Annotated in this window: 3 protein-coding genes and 1 rRNA gene; all 4 read right to left on the bottom strand. The window is 40.0% G+C overall.

What is annotated here, in order from left to right:
* Positions 1-610: ribosomal RNA gene (locus VPHSUH08_RS09505) — 16S ribosomal RNA — on the bottom strand; the annotation flags it as partial.
* A 543-nt stretch (positions 611-1,153) separates the two neighbouring features.
* The gene (locus VPHSUH08_RS09500) at positions 1,154-1,903 is read right to left on the bottom strand and encodes a hypothetical protein (RefSeq protein ID WP_058948381.1); all 750 of its coding nucleotides are present in this window, start codon (positions 1,901-1,903) and stop codon (positions 1,154-1,156) included.
* A gap of 90 nt (positions 1,904-1,993) precedes the next feature.
* Positions 1,994-12,325 carry an ESPR-type extended signal peptide-containing protein gene (locus VPHSUH08_RS09495; protein WP_105087345.1) on the bottom strand — a complete coding sequence of 3,444 codons (10,332 nt, stop codon included), beginning with the start codon at positions 12,323-12,325 and terminating at the stop codon, positions 1,994-1,996.
* A 520-nt stretch (positions 12,326-12,845) separates the two neighbouring features.
* Entirely contained in the window at positions 12,846-23,036 is a 10,191-nt protein-coding gene (locus tag VPHSUH08_RS09490) for an ESPR-type extended signal peptide-containing protein (protein ID WP_105087344.1), read from the bottom strand.
* Positions 23,037-23,099 lie beyond the last annotated feature (63 nt).

The raw sequence follows: 23,099 nt of genomic DNA, 5'->3' as shown, positions 1-23,099 counted from the left end.
ATCCGCCTGCGCGCGCTTTACGCCCAATAATTCCGGACAACGCTTGCCACCTACGTATTACCGCGGCTGCTGGCACGTAGTTAGCCGTGGCTTTCTATTCCGGTACCGTCAATCCTTCTCACTATTCGCAAGAAGGCCTTTCGTCCCGATTAACAGAGCTTTACAACCCGAAGGCCGTCATCACTCACGCGGCGTTGCTCCGTCAGACTTTCGTCCATTGCGGAAGATTCCCCACTGCTGCCTCCCGTAGGAGTCTGGGCCGTGTCTCAGTCCCAATGTGGCCGTTCATCCTCTCAGACCGGCTACTGATCATCGCCTTGGTGGGCCGTTACCCCTCCAACTAGCTAATCAGACGCAATCCCCTCCTTCAGTGATAGCTTATACATAGAGGCCACCTTTCATCTTTCCTCGATGCCGAGGTTAGATCGTATGCGGTATTAGCAGTCGTTTCCAACTGTTGTCCCCCTCTGAAGGGCAGGTTGATTACGCGTTACTCACCCGTTCGCCACTAAGATTGATAGAAGCAAGCTTCCATCGCTCTTCGTTCGACTTGCATGTGTTAAGCACGCCGCCAGCGTTCGTCCTGAGCCAGGATCAAACTCTCCAAGATATCTTGAAGCTATTTGAATAGCTCATTATTTGTTGTCGTTACTTTTAAGTAACTTTGAATTATGGTTGGTTTTGACTATGTCAAAACCCGCACTCTGGCATATGTTCAATCATTTCGATTGATTACCTATCATTGTTCAGTTTTCAAAGATCTGTGCCCCTTCATATGGGGTACTTGAATATAATAACATTTCCATATACTGATGTCAACAAAATTTGGGCAAATTTTACTATAAATTTCAGAAAATTTTTGCCATTATTTTTACACACTTTCACAGCCTAATTTTACAAATTTAAAACTTGAGTTATATCACGTTTCCACACATATCATATAAGGAGAATTTAAAATAAAAAGAAGCCGCAACAAGAATACATATTGCATTCTGTTGCGGCTTCTTGCCTATATAACAGTGTATTTATAGAATCCCTTATTTGCGTCTCAACACTGCATATTAAAAACTTTTATATATAAGGTATTGCATCTGCATACTCTATACAACAAAAGTTATACATATAAAGATTTAATTATATATGTATTAGATAATTAGTTATCTGTTTGAATCGCTTCACGAAGGTTGATTTCGTGCATATCGCCAACAGAAGGTTCTTCTGCAGACATATTTTTTACAGTTTGTTTTGTAGCAAACCAAACTGCTTCGTTCATGTAATAACGCAATTCTTCATTAGATACATGTTCTTGATCTTGAGCCATGATATCAAGCATAGCATCTTCCAATGCTTGTGCTTCTTCATCAGTCAAAGGACCGCCAACGGCCTTTTGTTTTTGAAGCAATTCATTCATGCGATCAACCATGCTGCGCAATACATTGTAACCATAGCTATTTGTGTAACCTTGGTCCTTATCATATTTAGGGAATGTGTAATAGCTATACTCGTTTTTATTACGGTTTTCACCATTCCAGTTCAATGCAGTTTCTTGGCCATGTACATAACCTAAAGAATGTTTACGGAAATAATCAGCATAGTTATGCTTATCTTTAGAATGTAACCATTTAGCTTCTTCTTTAGTTAACGCTTGATGATTATTCTTTTTGCTTTCAGCTAAAGCAATGTGTTTTTCCGCATTTTCCCATGCTTTCACAAATTCATGGATACTTTGCACTGCCTGAGGGCTAGCCACAGGAACCAATACAACAGAACCTGTTGTAGGCGCTTTAGCCGGATTTGGTAAAAGCAATGGATCATCAAATGTAGCAGATGCCGCATTAACATGGAATACGCCACTGCCGAATAATACTGCCGCTGTGAAAGCAAGCAAAGTGGATTTTTTCATTATATATTCCTCTTTTCTATCAACGAATTAAATCGGGTGAGAGGACCCCCAAAAGGGAATCCTCAACCCGTAATGTTCAGCATGAACGTATTATAAACCTAGTCTTGCCATCATTGCAGCAATATTAGCTTTCATTTGTTCATTTTCAGCTTTCAAATCAGCTACTTCACCTTTTAATCCTTGATTTTCAGCTTTCATTGCAGCAAGTTCACGTTGCATTGCATATGTAGAACTGATAGGTCCTTTACGATAACGATCTGCAGTTTCTGCTTCACCGTCTCTGTTGCCTACTTTCCAAGTTACACCAGCATTTGCCATCATATGGCTATTGCTACCCGCCCAAGCTACGCCAGCATGTAACATCATGGATTCATTTTTGTAATGAGCCACGCCTAATGCCAATGCGGAGTCACCACGGTAGTTACCATAACCTGCCATGATTTGAGTAGGTTCGTAAGGATCATAAGCCATAGGTTTCAATGCAGACAACGCGGAGGATAAAGCACCAACTTGACGAACTTCTTTTACAACATTATTCATGCTGTTTGCAACACGATTAAGTTGGGAACCATTAACAGCATCAGTAGAAGTGGAGCTAATTTCACCTGGTGCTACGTTAGTAATCTTATTACCACCGTTATTCAAACCAGAGCTTGTTAAGGATACGCTGCCACCACCATTATTTTTGATTGTGATACCATTACCGTTTGTTACAGTTGTATGACCGGAGTTATCCATAGTTGTAATGGAGTTGATACCAGTAATATCTTTTGCCAAACGAACATTCAAGCTGCCGTTGTTATCGGAAATAACACCGATATTGTTTGCAGAGGAAAGTTTGCTTTCATCAGTAACGCCACCTTTAACGGTTACTTTTTCACCTAAGTTACGATGGAATTCACCTTTGTCACCTGCAAAGTCTAAGCCAGCTTTCTTAAGGCCATCGATACCTTTTTTCAAGTCGCCGATGTTAGCACCATTTGTTAAGCTGCTGCTATTATCAGCAATATTGTTGATATCTTCGCCTTCGCCATAACCACTTGCCATGTTAACAACTTTATTGCCACCATTGTTCAAGCCGTCCTTAGTCAATGTTACTGCACCAGTACCATCTTTAGGGGACCCTTGACCTGCTGGAGGAGTAGTAATTGCAACACCGTTGCTGCTAACAGTAGTAGTTACTTTAGTACTACCCATGCCAGATGTAACAACCACACCATCTGCAGTTGTGCTTGTTCTCTTAGTCTTTTTGTCAGTAGTTACAACACCGTCAACAGTCAACTCAGTGGCCTTAGTTGGATTATCTACAAGTACACCTTTAGCTGTTGTTTGAGTTGTATTATTTTGACTATCAGATACTTTCACATTATCTGCAGTAAGAGTAGTCTTATTACCAAATGTATCAGTGCTTGTAACACCTCTACCGTTTGTTAAAGTGGAGTGTTGTTGATCGTCTGTAGTTGTAGTTACACTACGTAAGTTCAAGTCTTTTTTGATATCTACAGTGTATGTTTTGGACTTATCCGCATTTGTTGTAGATGTTACAGTTGTATTGCCGCTATCGCCAGCTTTCACTGTTGTAGTTGCTGCCGCCATGCTGCTCTTCAACTGTTGAACGTTAACTGCATCTGTATCATTTACACCAGCTGCCACGTTAGTAATCTTTTGATTATTTGCGTTTAAGCCTTCGTTAGAAATGTATGTTTTACCGCCTACGGACACGCCTTTATTATCAAGAACAACTTGTTTGCTTGGATCGGAACCAACAGTTACGGAATCAAGACCTTTAAGATTCTTAGCGAGTTTAACGTTCAAGTTGCCGTTTTCATTAACTACGCCAATGTTACCATTTGAAAGTTTAGAAGCATCAGCTTCGCCACCTTTAAGTTCCAATGTTTGACCAAGGTCTTTATGGATAGCTTCACCGGAGTCGCCTTTGAAGTTCAAGCCTTTCTTAGTCAAGTCTTCAGTATTTTTATCAATTTTGTTGTCTACAACTTTCAATTGATCTTCTGTTGCAGCTTGACCATTAGTGATCTTATTAGGATCCCAAGTTCTGTTAGTCAAATCGTTAACAGTACCAGAACCACCATTGATAGTTACCTTACCGGAGTTGATTGTACCGTTTGTACCATTGATATTTACAGCATTAGAACCTTCGCCAGCTCTAATGATACCTGTTGTACCATCGAAATGAACTGATGTATTGCCAGAGCCCAATGTCACTGTGTCTTTCAAGTTTACAGTGTATGTTTTAGCTTTTGTAAGATCGTTGATTTCTTCTTCAACATGAATGTTCTTGCTACCTTTTACCTTAGTATCGGACGCAGCTTTTACTTCATTCAATTGTTTAAGGTTAACAGCATCGCTATCTTCTGTACCAGCTTTAACGTTTTTGATTTGTGTATTGTTTGCATTGAAGCCGTTGTTTGTAACAAATGTATTACCGCCAATTGTCAAACCATTATTGTTAATAGTTGTTTGACCAGTTGTTACGCTATTCAAGCCTGTTAAATCTTTTGCAAGTTTAACATTCAACTTACCGTTTTCGGATACAACACCGATATTGTTGTCAGACAATTTAGCTTTATCAGTAATGCCACCTACAACATCCAATGTTTGACCAAGATCTTTATGGATTACTTCGCCAGAATCAGCTTGGAAGTTCAAGCCCTTCTTAGTCAAGTCTTCAGTGTTCTTATCGATTTTGCTATCTACAACTTTCAATTGATCTTCTGTTGCAGCTTGACCACTTGTGATGTGTGCAGGATCCCAAGAAATGTTAGTCAAGTTGTTTACAGTACCGTTTGCACCGTTAACAAGAACTTTACCAGCATTGATGTTACCTGTTACGCCATCGATTGCTACTTTACCAGCGTTGATTGTGCTGTTTACACCATTGATAGTTACTGCGTTCGCACCGTTACCAGCTTTCACGATACCAGTTGTACCGTCGATGTTAACAGCTGTGTTACCGGAACCCAATGTTACAGTGTCTTTCAATGCAACTGTGTAAGTTTTAGCTTTTGTAGTTGGATCTACAGCTTCATCAACGTCGATGTTTTTGCTACCTTTTACTTTTGTATTAGATGCAGCTTTTACATCGTTCAATTGTTTAACATTTACAGCATCGTTATCTTCTACGCCAGCTGTTACGTTTTTGATTTGCGTATTGTTAGCGTTGAAGCCATTAGCTGTAACGAATTGTTTGTTGTTGATTGTCAAACCATCGTTGTTGATAGTTGTTTGACCAGTTGTTACGCTGTTCAAGCCTGTTAAATCTTTTGCAAGTTTAACATTCAACTTACCGTTTTCGGATACAACACCGATATTGCCGTCAGACAATTTAGCTTTATCAGAAATACCACCTACAACATCCAATGTTTGACCAAGGTCTTTATGAATTAATTCACCAGAGTCAGCTTGGAAGTTCAAGCCTTTCTTACTGTTGTCTGTAACTTTTTGATCTACAGATTGCAATTGATCTTCTGTTGCAGCTTGACCGTTAGTGATGTTATTAGGATCCCAAGTTCTGTTAGTCAAGTTGTTTACAGTACCATTTGCACCGTTAACTAGAACTTTGCCAGCATTGATGTTACCTGTTACACCATCGATCGCTACTTTACCAGCATTGATTGTGCTGTTTACGCCATTGATAGTCACTGCGTTAGCGCCTTCACCAGCTTTTACGATACCTTTTGTACCGTCGATGTTGACTGCATTATTACCGGAACCTAATGTTACAGTATCTTTCAATGCAACTGTGTAAGTTTTAGCTTTTGTTACATTATCTACAGTTTCATCAACATTGATGTTTTTGCTACCTTCTACTTTTGTATTAGATGCAGCTTTTACATCGTTCAATTGTTTAACATTTACAGCATCGTTATCTTCCACGCCAGCAGTTACGTTTTTGATTTGTGTATTGTTAGCATTGAAGCCATTATCTGTAACGAATTGTTTGTTATTGATTGTCAAGCCATCGTTGTTGATAGTTGTTTGACCTGTTGTTACACTGTTCAAGCCTGTTAAGTCTTTTGCAAGTTTAACATTCAACTTACCGTTTTCGGATACCACACCGATGTTGTTGTCAGACAATTTAGATTTTTCAGTAATGCCACCTACAACATCCAATGTTTGACCAAGATCTTTATGAATTAATTCGCCAGAATCAGCTTGGAAGTTCAAGCCTTTCTTAGTCAAGTCAGTGCTGTTGTCAGTGATTTTCTTATCAACAGATTTCAATTGATCTTCTGTTGCAGCTTGACCGCTTGTGAAGTTTTTGCCATCCCAAGTAATGTTTGTCAAGTTGTTTACAGTACCAGCAGTACCGTTAACAGTCACTTTACCAGAGTTGATAGTGCCATTTGTACCATTGATAGTCACAGCATTAGCACCGTCACCAGCTTTCACGATACCTGTAGTACCATTGATGTTGATTGCATTATTGCCAGAACCTAAAGTTACATTGTCTTTCAATGCTACTTTATAAGTTTTAGCGTGTGTATTAGGGTCTACTGTGGAATCAACATTGATGTTTTCGCTACCTTCTACTGTAGTGTTAGACGCATTTTTAACTTCGTTCAATTGATTCAAGTTAACTGCATCATTACCTTCAGTACCAGCTTTTACGTTTTTGATTTGTGTATTGTTAGCATCAAAGCCGTTAGCTGTAACGAATTTCTTACCACCAATTGTTAAACCTTCGTTATTAATTGTTGTAGCACCAGTTGTTACACTTGTTAAACCAGTCAACTCTTTAGCAAGTTTAACATTCAACTTACCGTTTTCAGATACCACGCCGATGTTATTGTCAGACAATTTAGCTTTATCGGAAGTACCACCTACAACATCTAATGTTTCGCCAAGATCTTTATGAATGCTTGTAGCGTCATCGCCTTTGAAGTTCAAGCCCTTCTTAGTCAAGTTACTACCATTGTCAGTAATTTTCTTATCAACAACTTTCAATTGATCTTCTGTTGCAGCTTGACCGCTTGTGATATGGTCAACATCCCAAGTGATATTTGTTAAGTTGTTTACAGTACCTTTAGCACCATTAACAAGAACTTTACCGGAATTGATATTGCCTGTTGCACCGTTAATCGCTACGTTACCAGCATTAATTGTGCTGTTTGTACCGTTGATAGTCACAGCATTGTTGCCTTCGCCAGCTTTCACAATACCTTTTGTGCCGTCGATATTAACAGCAGTATTGCCAGAACCCAATGTTACTGTGTCTTGTAAACCAACTGTGTAAGTTTTAGCTTTAGTAAGTGGATCTTCAGAATCAGTTACATTGATGTTTTTGCCAGCTTTTACAACAGTTTTAGCTGCAGCTGCGTTGTTAGATACTTCTTTCAACTGTTTAAGGTTAACTGCGTGGTTATCCTCTGTACCAGCTTTCACGTTTGTAATTTGAGTATCGTTAGCATTGAAGCCGTTTTCTGTAACGAATTGTTTGTTGTTGATTTTCAAACCATCGTTATTGATAACAGTATTACCAGTTGTTACGCTGTTCAAGCCTGTCAAATCTTTAGCAAGTTTAACATTCAATACCCCGTTGTTATTAACTACGCCGATGTTATTTTCTGAAAGTTTGGATGCGTCAGCTTGACCGCCAGAGATTTTCAATGTTTGACCAAGGTCTTTATGAATTGCAGTACCTGCATCGCCTTGGAAATTCAAGCCTTTTTCTACGATTTCAGTTTTTGTAGTATCAATTTTATTGTCTACTACTTTTAATTGATCTTCTGTCGCAGCTTGACCATTAGTAATAGCATTAGGATTCCAAGTTCTGTTAGTCAATTCATTAACAGTACCTGTAGTACCATTAATAGTCACTTTACCGGAGTTGATAGTACCATTTGTTCCATTGATAGTCACAGCATTATCGCCAGTGCCGGCTTTCACGATACCTGTTGTACCGTTGATATTGATAGCTGTATTACCTGCGCCTAATGTTACTTCATCTTTCAAGCCTACAGTATATGTTTTAGCTTTAGTTACATTGTCGATGCTTTCATCAACTTTAATGTTTTTACCTTCAGCTACCTTTGTATTTGCTGCAGATGCACTGTTGGATACTTCTTTCAATTGTGCCAAGTTTACTGCATCGCTGTCGATTGTACCACGAGCAACGTTAGTAATCTTGTTACCACCATTATCCAAGCCTGTTTTAGTAAGGGATACAGATGCATTGTTTGTAGCGCCGTTGCTGATAGTTACACCGTTGGAAGTAACTTTTGTATCACCTACAGTTACGCTGTTCAAACCTTTAAGGTCTTTAGCCAAACGAACTTTCAAGTCGTTAGAGCCATCGGATACAACACCGATATTGTCTTCAGCAGTCAATTTGGATGCTTCTGTGATGCCACCTTTAACGTTTACTTGTTCACCAAGTTTTTTATTGATTACGTTACCGGAGTCAGCACCGAATTTCATGCCTTTATTGATCAATTCTTCTTTAGTCTTGAACAATTGGCTACCATTAATAGCATCTGTAGATGTAGCTGTTACAGCACCGTCTTTTACATTTGTAATAGTAGTGCCATTAGCGCCTTCCAATGTTACCTTAGTTTTATCAACAACACCGTTATTGATGTCATATTTAACAGCACGATCTGTCAATTTATCTACAGAAGTCTTGGATGCAATGTTATTGATTGTAACTTGCTCTTTAACGCCTGCATGGTTTTTATCCTCTACAGTCAAGGATACTTCACCATTGTCGTTTACCTTGTAGGAACCATCAGCACTGGAGTTTCTTACAAGACGATAGTCAGTTGCACTGCTACCTTGTTGAGTAATTTGCTCGCTAACTTTTTTCAACTGATCTTCAGTCGCTGCACGACCGGATACGATAGATGTGGAATCCCAGTTCTTATTGTCCAAGTTAGTTACATAATTACCAGTTTCGCTTGCATGTTTCGTATTTTGAACAGTTTGAGCGCCCATTACAACGCCACTAGCAGTTACTCTACCTGCTGTACCATCAAGAACTACTTGATTGTTACCGCTACCCAATGTCACTTTGTTGTTCAAACGAAGATCATATTTAGCACCTTCAGTGCTTGTAGCAGGAGTAGTTGTCAATTTGAGGTTATCATCGGAAACAGTAACTTTAGAATGTTTACCTGCTTCGATTTTCACATCATGTAATTGGCTACCGTTTACAGCATCTGTAGAAGTAGAAGATACTTCACCAGCTTTCAAGTTAGTAATTGTTGTACCGCCTTGGCCTTCCAAAGTAACCTTGTTTTTATTAACAGTAGTACCGTTAAGATCATATTTAACAGCGCGTTCTGTCAATTTATCCAATTCAGTTTTGGATGCGATGTTGTTGATTGTTACTGTATTAGCAGGGCTGTTAGGATGAGCTTCATCTTTAACTTTTAAATCAACCTTGTTGTTTTCTACAGAGTAAGAACCGTCTGCAGAGTTTGCATTGTTGATCAAACGGTAATCTGTTTTAGCCGCATTAGTAGTCTTAATTTCATCAGACACTTTTTTCAACTGATCTTCAGTTGCTGCACGACCAGATGTAATGGTAGGGTTTTGAACATTCCATTCTTTATTGTCCAAACCAGTTACATAGTTTTTATTGTCGCTATGTTTACCTACGCGAACAGAACCTGCAGTTACGCTGTTCAAACCTGTTAGGTCTTTTGCCAACTTAACATTTAGATTGCCGTCTTTAGCTACAACACCGATGTTGTTGTCAGACAAAGCACCTGTAGCGCCACCTGTAATACCTAAAGTATCGCCAAGTTGTTTGTTGATTTTAACATTGTTATCGCCTTGGAAGCTTAAGCCTTTAGCAATCTTGTTAGTGTTATTTGTGATATTAGTAGTATTGATATCTTGTTGCTCTTTAGAAGCAAGGTTCGTCAACTTAACTTGTCTAGGGTTGGAACCATCAGCATCAGCAACAGTCAATGTCATGCTACCATCAGCAGCTACTTTATATTCGCCATTGCTACCTGCTGCAGGGTTTGCAATCAAACGGTAGTCAGTTTTGGAAAGACCATTAGAGATTTTAGAGATATCAACATCGAATGTTTGATTGTCATTACGTGTCAATGTCAATCTCTTACCGTCATTGGATACTGTACCAGATGTAACATACGTGTTTTTCAAACCTGTTACTTCAGCAGTCAAGCCATTTGTACCGGTCATGTTAATCTTGCCATTACCGTTTGCTTCATACGTTGCAGAACCACGTTGCAAGTATTTATCGTATTTTGCAGCAATACGAGAAATATCACCGATATTAGCCGCATTTGTTAATGTATCACCGCCAGATTGTACATTGGTAATTTGATAACCACCAGCATTGATACCGGTTTTGCTCATAGATACGCTACCAGTTGTAACGGAGTTGAAGTTTGCATTATCAACTGTTGCAACCGTAACATTGTCTCCAGAGCCTTCTAATTTAATATTTTTACCAGCGTTAAAGTTCACTGTACGGTTTGGAGCTTTTACATCTTTAACCTTTTGGCCATTAACTTGAAGTTCCCAACCAGAATTTGCGGATTTGATAGCTTCATGAATAGTGTTTTTACCTGTATCACCAATATTAGTCATGGTGATAGAGCCGTTTTGGTCAACCTGAGCATTGCCGCCTAAGATATTCTTAGTGCTGTTAGCTACATTACCTACTGCATTAGCAACGCCATATAATTGGCTACCATTAATAGCATCTGTAGATTGTGCACTTACACGACCAGCAGCAACGTTTGTAATTGTACGTTTTGTAGAAGTATTACCTACGCTAACTGTGGAATCAGCAGTACCACCTGCATAGTTGTATTTTAAACCATTAATAGTTTCACTAGCTGTGCTTACAGGGGCAGCTGTTGCAGAATTAGCACCTAATGCAACGCCACGAACATTATTTACTGTTGCTTTGCTACCGAGAGCTAAGCCTTCGTTTTCTTGTACACTTGCTTCGCTACCGATTGCTACTGCATCAGTTACTTCTTTTTGAGCTTTAAGTTTAGTGATTAATTCAGGATTATCTTTGTAAACGCTACGATCACGTACACGTTCTAATGTACCAGCTTGAGCGCTTACGCCCAATGCGATGGAACGGGAGCCAGTTGCTTGTGCATCATCACCGATAGCCACAACATTTTTCTTGTCTCCATCTTGAGTACTCAAAGCACTCGCTTCACGACCCATAGCAATAGAGCCGTAACCTTCAGAATGAGCATTGTTACCGATAGCTGTGGAACGTTCACCTAATGCCCATGCCGCATTACCTGCAGCCACAGAAGATCCGCCCAATGCATATGTATCATTACCAAGAGCAACGCCGGAACCACCATGAGCACGTGCAGAGTTACCTACAGCAACGGAATTATTTACTTTGTATTGAGGATCATTTTGAATGCCGGATTCAGCATTATTACCGATAGCGATGCCGTCTTTGGCACGAGTTTGCGCATTGTTACCAAGAGCAACCGCATTATCACGATAATGTGCTGCACCGTTACCAATAGCTACACCTTGTATTCCCTGAGAAAGAGCATTACTGCCGATAGCTATGCCGTGAGTATAATTCTCGCCTTTATAATTTGTGCCTGCTACTACATTAGCACCTGTACCCATAGCTATGCTATCTACGGTATTTGATTTAGCACCTTGACCGATAGCAATAGAACGAGCTGCATTAGCTTGAGTATTAGTAGTTCCGTCATATGCTGTATACGGTGTACCTTTATCATCCTTCATTGGTGTTGGATTTGCAGAGCCAATAGCAATAGATTGATCACCTGTTGCTAATGCGGAGTGACCCATAGCCAAGCTCGCTTTACCTTGTGCAGATGCTGCCGTACCAATAGCTGCCGCATATTGTTCACCTGCATAGGCTTGACGCATCATCGCCAAAGAGTTAAAGCCTTTTGCCTTCGCAGCAGAGCCAACAGCAATAGCACCGATTTGTTCAGATTGAGCATAGTGGCCTAAACCGATACCCAACGCACGAGATTGGGAATAGTCACCGATAGAAATACCAGACACAGAACCATCATTAGCACGGGCATTCGCATTGTTACCGATTTGGATGCCAAACACCTTATTATTTGTATATAAATATCCTTGTCCTGGATTCCCCGGTGTTTTGTAATCATACATTTGAATATAAGGAGAATTTTGGCTAGGATATAAATATGTAAACCCACCATCATTAGGACCTTCACCAGGAGCCAAAGAAAGGCCTCTGTTAGGCGCTGCATCAACACCCGAAATCAACCCACTACCGCAGGTTAAAACCATAGCCGCCAAGCCAACTTTTACCGAAGCTTTAGCGGAATTACTAACAAAGCTTTTGGAGCCACGAGTATGGCTTTTTGCGATTTCAGATACAACGACATATGCGCCCCGTACCTGACTCCAAATTACCCTATAAATACGATTCATTTAGTAGTACCTACCTTTCACACAGTTTTATAAGGGATTCTAAAACCAACACTAAAACACTAAAAATAATAAAATTTTCATCAAAAATTTAATTACTATACATATAAAATATCAGATTAGTTTATGAATGTAAATATATTTTTTTTCACATTTCGCTCATTTATTTTCAGAACTTTAAATTTCTTTTAAAAATTGATTTTCTTATTCATTTAAATATATTTTCAATCATAAAAACCCTTGCTACAATGGGCCAAACAACACTTATAATCTAAAACTAATGATTTTATAGTAAATTAATCATATTCATAATTTTCGATTAAAATTATATGTTCTGTATTATACACTATTATGAAAGGTTTGTGAAGCCAAATACAAAAAAAGAACGAAAGTCTTTTCACAGTAGACTTTCGTTCTTTCATTTTATATACCATATAGGGTTAAAATCATCTAATCTTCATGGGTATTTTCTGGTACATCAACAAATTTTTATCACATGAATATAAAATGAAATCTATATGATTTACATACCTAAACGACTCATAATAAGAGCTAATTGTCGTTTAGTTTCTTCGTTATCTTTCTGTAGACGAAGGTTGTCTTCTTTCAATGCCGCATAGTCTGCAGTTAATTTTTCATCCTGCGCTTTCATGCGTGCATTTTCAGCTTTCAAAGCAGTCATTTCATCCTGCATTACGTACATAGAGCTGATAGGACCGCCCTTGTAGCGCTCAGGAATAGCCTTCTTCTCATCAGAAGAACCGAATTTACGAGTTACACCGGCATTCACCATATTATGACGACTACCAACAGATACGCCTGCATGGAACATAGTATCTTCCGATGTGTAGTGAGCAACACCTAACGCCGCTGCGGTTTCACCTCTGTAATTGCCGATACCAGCCATCACTTGAGTTGGTTCTAACGGATCATATTGAATCGGTTTCAACGCAGACATAGCTGCCGCATGAGCACCTACACGTTGCGTTTCGCCCGCTACGGAATTAATAGCATTAGCCATTCCCTCCGTAACTCCCTTCAATTGATTTACGTTAACCGCATCCGTGCCGTTTACACCAGGGCCTACATTACTAATTGTTTTACCACCGTTATTCAATCCATCTTTAGTAAGGCTTACGGTGTTACCACTAGCAGGAGTAATGGTTATGCCACTGCCGTTTACAACCGTAGAGTTACCTCCAGCATCCTTAGTAGTTACAGATGTAAGACCTTTCAAATCTTTCGCCATACGAACTTTAAGATTAGTGCCGTCAGATACGACGCCTACATTATCTTCTGTAGTCAACTTGTTAGCATCAGTAATGCCACCGACTACGTTTATCTGTTCGTTAAGCTTTTTGTTAATCACATTACCGGAATCGCCACCGTATTTCATACCATCGTCTTTGGTTGCCACTTGATGTGTCTTGCCCTGTTCATCTTGGTACTTAATACGAGTAATAGCATTGCCTCCGAGATCAGAATCACCCTTATCAGCAGTTATATCCGCATTGCGACCATCTTTGCCAGTTAAACCGATGTGACCAACGCCGTCTTTGCCCGACATAGATACAGCATCTTTACCGTCTTTACCTGTAACAGCTACTTTGCCGTCTGTACCATTCGCAGCGTCTGGACCTGTAATGGAAACGCCATCTTGACCATTTTTGCCGACTTTCACCTTATCAGTATTGACCGTATCAGCAGTAACTGTTTTGGTAGTAATACTGTCGGTCTTAAGATTCTTAGCCATTTTAATAGTAACATTACCATTTTCGGCTACTGTTTTGATATTTTCGCCGGAATAATCGCTATCGGCCCCTTGTCCTTCACCTTTGATGGTAACCTTTTGACCTAAATCACGGTGGAAATCACCTGTATTACCGGCAAAATCCATGCCTTTCTTCGTAATGTCATCACCTAAATTATTAATCTTATTATCCAAGGCTTTATGGGACTTCTGCAATTGATCTTCTGTAGCAGCACGACCACTTGTGATGTTGTTAGGATCCCAATCTTTGTTTTCCAAACCTGTCACATGACCGTCCTTGCCATCAACAGAGACCTTACCTGCTGCAATCTTACCATCTTTACCATCAATAGTTACCTTGTCGCCAGCCTTAATTGTACCGTTTGTACCGTCAATCGCCACATTACCAGCCTTGATTGTGCCCTTATCACCATCGATTTCAACTTTATCACCGGCGTTAATGGTGCCTTTATTGCCGTCGATTGTAACCTTGTCACCGGCTTTGATCGTACCTGTTGTACCATCCATCGCAATTTGTTTCGTAGCATCAGTTCCCATTGTTATTTGGTCTTTGAGGCCTACTTTGTAATTTGTAGAGCCATCACCATTAGTGATCTTATCAACTTTGATATTATTACCTTCTGTTACGATTGCCGTAGCAGCGGCAGCGGCTTTATCCAATTGAGATTTATTAACCGCATCCTTAGGATTTGTACCGTCGGCTACATTCGTAATCTTCTTATTAGACGCATCGATACCATCCTTCGTCATGGATGGACCGTTGGTAATCTTTACGCCGTCTTTTGTAACAGCAGTCAACGGATTGCCATCCTTATCTTGAATGGTCATACCTTCACCATTTACAACGGTTTTACCGTTTGCACCATTAGTACCATTGTTGAAAGTTATGGAATCTAGACCTTTCAGATTTTTTGCCAAACGAACATTAAGGATATTATTTTTACTAATAACACCAATATTATTTTCGGTCAACTCATCTTCATTGGTGACACCGCCCTTAATGTCCAATTGTTCATTAAGTTTCTTCTTGATGGTAGTGCCGGAGTCGCCACCGTATGCCATGCCATCATCTTTGGTTGCCACTTCATGGGTTGCACCATTTTCATCTTTGTATTTAATGCGCGTGATTTCATTTCCATTGAGATTAGCAGCACCTTTTTCAGCAGTAATATCCGCACTTTTACCGTCTTTACCGCTTAATCCGATGTGACCAACACCGTCTTTACCCGACATGGACACTACATCCTTGCCGTTTTTATCTGTAACAGCTACTTTACCGTTGATGCCATTCGCCGCATCCGGACCTGTAAGAGATACGCCGTCCTTACCGTCTTTGCCGACTTTCACAGATTCAGCCTTAAGGTTTTTGTTCATTTTTACATCAATTGTTGTATTACCTGTTGCAGCATCTTGTTTGATGAAAGTCTTAATATTATCACCACTATAGTCGGCATCAGCAGCTTTGCCTTCACCTTGAACAGTGATAGTAGAGCCTAATTTATTAGTTTGTACACCGCCTACATTGGCATTGAATTTAAGACCTGTATCAGTTTGACCTGCCAAGGCTTGTTTCAATTGGTCCTCTGTTGCAGCACGACCAGATACGACATTACCTGCATCCCAAGTCTTATTATCAAGACCTGTTATATAGTTGCCCGTATTAGCAGGATTCGCACCATCGGACTGTTTACCCATTGTCACATCGCCGGCTTTCACAGTTTCCGTAGCCGTAACAGATGTAACATTAAGATCTTTCTTCAACTTAAGACCGATTTTCGTATCTTCACCGGTTTGCGTGATTTCTGTCGTAATATTGTCGTCGCCGTTTACTGTTACCTTAGAGCCTAGCTTGTTCGTTTTTTCATCGTTATTATCAGCATTAAAACGAAGGCCTTTATTGGTAAGTTCAGTCTTAGCGTCATTAATATTATTGTTGAGTTCAGTTTTGGTATCACTAATATTTTTATTCAACTCGGTCTTAGTATCGCTAATATTTTTATTTAATTCAGCCTTGGTATCACCAATATTTTTATTCAACTCGGTCTTAGCATCACTAATGTTTTTATTTAACTCAGATTTAGCGTCATGCAATTGACCGCCGTTAACCGCATCTTTAGAATTAGCAGCAATATTACCATCAGCAACATTGGTAATCTTTTGGTCGTTTGCATTGATGCCATTTGGAGATACATAAGTCTTATTGCCTACTGTTAAACCACCACTATTAATGGTTGTACCACCAGCTGTTACGCTGTCCAAACCAGTCAATGTTTTAGCTAACTTCACATTTAGTGTGCCTGTGCCATCAGATACAACGCCAATATTATTATCCGTTAAATCTGTAGCCGTAGCTCCGCCTTTGATGGCAACAGTACCACCTAACTTCTTGTTAATAGTCGTACCAGAGTCACCGTCAAAGTTCAAGCCTTTATCCACTTCGGATTTAGATGCCACATCTTTAATCGTTACGGTTTTTGTTTGAGCAGCCGGATGGTTCTTATCTTGGACTGTCAATGCTACGTCACCATTAGCATCTACAGTGTAGTCACCATTGGAACCTGCCGTAGGATTTGCAACGAGACTGAAGTCCGTTGCACTAGCACCTTGTTTCTTAACTTCGTCACTAACTGTTTTCAATTGGTCTTCCGTTGCTGCACGGCCGGATGCAATTGTAGGGTTATCAATACTCCAAGCCTTATTATCAAGACCAGTTACATAGTTGCCCGTATTACCAGGGGTTGCACCATCGGACTGTTTACCCATGGTTACAGTGCCGGCTTTCACAGTTTCCGCTGCAGTAACAGAAGTAACATTAAGATCTTTCTTCAATTTGAGGCCGATCTTCGTGTCGTCACCAGTTTGACTAATTTCCGTCGTAATATTGTCGTCGCCATTTACTGTTACCTTGGAGCCTAGCTTATTCGTTTTTTCGTCATTATTATCCGCATTAAAACGAAGGCCTTTATTGGTAAGCTCAGTCTTAGCATCATTAATATTATTATTAAGTTCGGTTTTAGTGTCACCAATTTTTTTGTTGAGCTCAATTTTAGTGTCATGTAATTGACCGCCGTTAACCGCATCTTTGGAATTAGCAGCAATATTACCATCAGCAACATTGGTAATCTTTTGGTCGTTCGCATTGATGCCGTTTGGAGATACATAGGTCTTATTACCTACTGTTAAACCACCAGCATTAATAGTTGTACCACTCGCTGTTACACTGTCCAAACCGGTTAATGTTTTTGCTAACTTCACGTTTAGTGTACCTGTGCCGTCAGATACAACACCAATATTATTATCTGTTAAATCTGCAGCTGCAGCTCCGCCTTTAATGGCAACAGTACCACCTAGCTTCTTGTTGATAGTTGTGCCAGAGTCACCGTCAAAGTTCAAGCCTTTATCCACTTCGGATTTAGATGCCACATCTTTAATCGTTACGGTTTTTGTTTGAGCCGGATGGTTCTTATCTTGGACTGTCAATGATACATCACCGTTGGCATCTACAGTATAGTCACCATTGGATCCCGCCGTAGGATTTGCAACGAGACTGAAGTCCGTTGCACTAGCACCTTGAGTTTTGATAGCTTCAGTAACTGTCTTCAATTGATCTTCTGTTGCAGCACGGCCGGATGCAATTGTAGGGTTATCAATACTCCAAGCCTTATTATCAAGACCAGTTATGTAGTTGCCCATATTAGCAGGGGTTACACCATCGGATTGTTTACCCATAGTTACAGTGCCGGCTTTCACAGTTTCCGTAGCAGCAACAGATGTAACATTAAGATTTTTCTTCAATTTAAGACCAATCTTCGTATCGTCACCGGTTTGACTAATTTCCGTCGTAATATTATCGTCGCCGTTTACGGTTACCTTAGAGCCTAGCTTATTCGTTTTTTCGTCGTCATTATCCGCATTGAAACGAAGGCCTTTGTTGGTAAGTTCAGTTTTAGCGTCACCAATATTTTTATTCAACTCAGTCTTAGCATCGCTAATATTTTTATTTAACTCAGTTTTAGTGTCATGCAATTGACTGCCGTTCACCGCATCTTTGGAGTTAGCCGCCACATCGCCATTAGCAACATTGGTAATCTTTTGATCATTCGCATTGATGCCATTTGAAGATACATAATTCTTACCGCCTACGGTCAAACCACCACTATTGATGATTGTGCCACCAGCTGTTACGCTGTCCAAACCAGTTAATGTTTTAGCTAACTTCACGTTTAACGTACTGCCATCAGATACGACACCAATATTATTGTCCGTCAAGTTAGCAGCCGCTGCACCGCCCTTGATGCTAAGCTTATCACCCAACTGTTTGTTAATTACAGCGCCGCTATCTCCATCAAAATTAAGACCTTTAGCAATAGTCGTATTGATGGCAGAAATAGCATTTCTATTAGTCGTAATATCTTGCGTATTTTGAGCAATATTTTGTTTATTTTGTGCAATATCAGTCTTATTTTTGCCAATATCAGTCGCATTTTGAGCAATGTCAGTTGTGTTTTGAGCTATTTTATCCTTGTTTGTATTAACTTGCGTATTAACAGATTTCAACTGATCTTCCGTTGCAGCACGACCAGTTACGGCTTGTGGATTATCTACATCCCAAGCAGTATTGGTAAGACCAGTTACCGTGCCTGCAGTACCATCCACAGATACAGGATTAGCAGTTCCTAAGGTGATTTTGTCGCCTAGTCCGATTGTAAATTCCTTACCACCGGCTGCATTTGTTCCTTCTTCTACAGTGATATTGCTGTTTTTAGCTTTCACAGTACTTGCCTTAGCGGTTCCACCAATAGCATCCTGCAACTGACTGAAGTTAACCGCATCAGTAGGGTCCGTGCCTTTTGCAAGGCCAGTAATCTTTTGATTATTTGCATTGATACCGCTCGGCGTTACATAGGTCTTGCCACCTACGGTCAAACCACTGCTATTGATTGTTGTTCCGCCAGCTGTTACGCTATCCAAACCGGTTAATGTTTTAGCTAATTTCACATTTAATGTGCTGCCATCAGACACGACACCGATATTATTGTCCGTAAGATCCGCCGTAGCACCACCTTTAATGGTAACAGTGTCGCCCAATTTTTTATTAATCGCAGCACCGCTATCGCCGTTAAAGTTTAACCCTTTATTGATATTGGTTACATTTGTATTGACCTTATCATTAACGGATTTCAACTGATCTTCTGTTGCAGCACGACCACTTACAGCTTGAGGATTATCCGCGTTCCAAGACTTATTATCGAGCCCTGTCACAAAGTTACCGTTCGCACCGCCAGCACCACCAGCTTGTTTGCCCATAGTCACAGTGCCAGCTTTCACAGTATCAGCGGCAGTAATAGTAGTAACATTGAGATCTTTCTTTAATTTAAGACCGATCTTAGTATCGTCACCAGTTTGACTGATTTCTGTTGTGATATTATCATCACCATTTACCGTTACCTTAGAACCTAGTTTATTTGTCTTAGTTCCGCCTGTGTCCGCATCAAACTTGAGTCCTGTATTAATCACATCATTCTTCGCGGTCGATATATTATTGTTTAGCTCTGTTTTAGCATTATCTATATTGCCGTTCAGTTCAGTTTTAGCGTCATTAATATTTTTATTGAGTTCAGTTTTAGCGTCATTAATATTTTTATTGAGTTCAGTTTTGGCATCACCGATATTCTTGTTTAATTCAGTTTTAGCATCATTAATACTGTTATTTAATTCGGTTTTAGCCGCATGAAGTTGACCGCCGTTAACCGCCTCTTTGGAGTTAGCCGCTACGTCACCATCAGCAACATTAGTTATTTTCTTGTCATTCGCATTGATGCCGTTCGGTGTTACATAGGTCTTGCCGCCTACGGTTAAGCCCCCATTATTGATAGTTGTACCACCAGCTGTCACACTGTCCAAACCGGTTAATGTTTTAGCTAGTTTTACATTTAATGTGCTGCCATCAGATACGACACCGATATTATTGTCCGTCAAGTTCGCAGCCGCAGCACCACCTTTGATGCTAAGTTTATCGCCCAATTGTTTGTTAATTACAGCACCACTATCTCCATCAAAGTTAAGGCCTTTAGCGATAGTTGTATTGATGGTAGAGATAGCATTCTTATTAGTTGTAATATCTTGTGTATTTTGAGCGATATTTTGTTTATTTTTTGCAATATCAGTCGTGTTCTTACCAATATCGGTTGTATTTTTAGCTATATCTGTAGTGTTTTTAGCTATATCTTGCTTATTCTTACCAATATCAGTGGTATTTTGAGCAATGTCAGTTGTGTTTTGCTCTATTTTATCCTTATTTGTGTTAACTTGCGTATTAACAGTTTTCAACTGATCTTCCGTTGCAGCACGACCGGTTACGGCTTGTGGATTATTTACATTCCAAGCTGTATTAGTAAGACCTGTTACAGTTCCAGCAGTTCCATCCACATTTACAGGATGTGCTGTACCTACCGAAAGTTTATTACCTAATCCAACAGTGAATTCCTTACCACCATTCGCATTGGTACCTTCTGTTACGGTTACGTTCGCGTCTTTCCCTTTTACCGTAGTGGCCTTAGCAGTACCACCGATAGCATTTTGCAATTGACTGAAATTAACTGCATCATCAGGCGCTGTACCATTAGCTACACCTGTAATCTTTTGATTATTAGCATTGATGCCATTTGGTGTTATATAGGTTCTAGCACCTACACTTAAGCCATTTTTACTAATCGTAGTGTTTCCTGCATTAACGCTATCCAAGCCTGTTAAATATTTTGCCAATTTTACATTCAATCTGCCGGTACCATCGGATACAACACCAATATTATTATCGGATAATGCCCCTGTAGCACCGCCTTTAACGACTAGAGTATCGCCTAATTTTCTCTTAATCGTAGCCCCTGTATCGCCGTTGAAATTGAGTCCTTTTTCAAGAGTATTATTAATAGTATTAATATCATTCTTATTAGTAGTGATATCACCTGTATTTTTTGTGATATCTCGTGCATTATTACCGATACGGCTTGAGTTATCTGAAATGCTCTGCGCATTTCGATTAATAAAATACTGATTAGAATTAACTTTCTCATTAACCCGCTTTAACTGATCTTCCGTAGCAGCACGACCAGATACAGGTGTAGGGTTATTTAAATCCCAATTTTTATTTGTAAGACCGGTTATATGTCCATTAGAACCATCTACTGTTACCGGATGTGATGCATTTCGACCTACAACGATTGTACTATTTAACCCGACGGTATATTCCTTACCGCCATATGCATTAGTACCTTCTAATATTCTTATGTTCGGATCTTGTTCTTTCACCGTAGTCAATTTAGGAATACGATTAGCCACATCTTGTAATTGACTATAGTTAACTGCATCACTGCCGCCATTCCCAGGTGCAACACCGGAAATTTTTTGATTATTAGCATAAATACCGCTTGAGGACACATAGAGTTTATTGCCTACAGACAACCCTCTATTATCAATCGTGGTGTTTCCTGTTGTCACGCTGTCCAAACCAGTTACTTTTTTAGCCAATTTTACATTTAATGTGCCGTTAGCTTCTGCCTGAACACCGATGTTACCGTCAGACATAGCACCTCTAGCACCACCTTTAATAACCGTCGTTTGACCTAACTGTCTATTAAATGCAGTACCGGTATCTCCATCAAATCCCAGACCTTTATCGATATTGTCTTTATTATATCTAATAGCATCATGGATTGTGCTTTTACCTGTAAGACCAATATTGCTCATCGTCAACTTACCGGTATCAGGATCGAGAGCCGCATTACCACCAAGGATATTTTTAGTTGTAGTGGCTAAATTTCCCAAACTATTTGCGACACCAAACAATTGACTACCGTTAATAGCATCTGTAGACGAAGCGTTCATACGCCCTGCTGCCACATTTGTAATCGTACGTTTTACCGTATCATTACCGATACTTACGGTAGAATCCGCCGTTCCCCCCGCTAAATTCTTAAACCACAAACCGTTTACATACTGATTTGGGGTACTTACTGTGTTATCAGTTTTAGAATTTGCACCTAATGCAACTGAGCGTTCATGTCCGGCATTAGCGGACACACCTAAAGCCATAGAATTTGTTTTCTCTGCTTTACTGCTCAAACCTAACGCCACAGAGCCTTCTGCTCCTGTAGACGTGGAAGAATTAACCCCTAAAGCTAAAGAATTCCCACCGGATGCGACTGAGCCTTCACCGGCCGCAATATCGGCATAACCGTTGGCTGTACTAGCCCAGCCAAGTGCCGTGGAGTGAGATCCATTAGTAGTAGAATTTGTACCTAAAGCGGAAGATCCTTGTTTAAATGCTCTAGCACCATTACCGATAGCTACCGCCCAGTCAGCTCGCGATTGTGACCCATTCCCCATCGATATGGCACCGCCACCACCGGCTTTAGCATCATTACCAAAAGCCATGGAGGATCCTCCCCAGGCGCGCGCATTTGTACCAAATGCCTGATCATTATCTTTTCCTACAAGTTGATCAGCATCATTATATCCAGCCCGGGAATTATTACCTAGAGCAAATCCATTTTTTGAAAATGATTTAGTCAAATTCCCTATTGCTACACCATTATCAGCCGAGACTGTCGCTGTTCTACCTATTGCAACGCCTTGCACATAACCACTACTAACAGTGGCCCCTGTACCCACAGCCACACTGTTATCTGCCTTTGCTATACTATTATCACCTATCGCTACAGTACCCTCTTTAGCTTGGGCATTATCACCCCATTTTAGTGTAGATGCCTGCGCTTCAGTTGGTATAATCCCTCCTGCTAACATAACAGTACAGATAGAAATACCAATCATCTTGACAAATACCGATGTCATTGTCGAGCGTTTCGACATATTTTTCGCTGTTTCAGCTACAACGACATAACATCCCTTTGTACGACTCCAGATTACTTTAAAAATTCGGTTCATCTCGTCTTACTCCTTGCATAAAACTATCAAATTATATGAATATAATATAATATTTTATAACTA

The organism is Veillonella sp. S13054-11 (assembly GCF_002959795.1).
Lineage (GTDB): Bacteria > Bacillota > Negativicutes > Veillonellales > Veillonellaceae > Veillonella > Veillonella parvula_E.
This window is presented reverse-complemented; position numbering and strand designations above follow the sequence as displayed.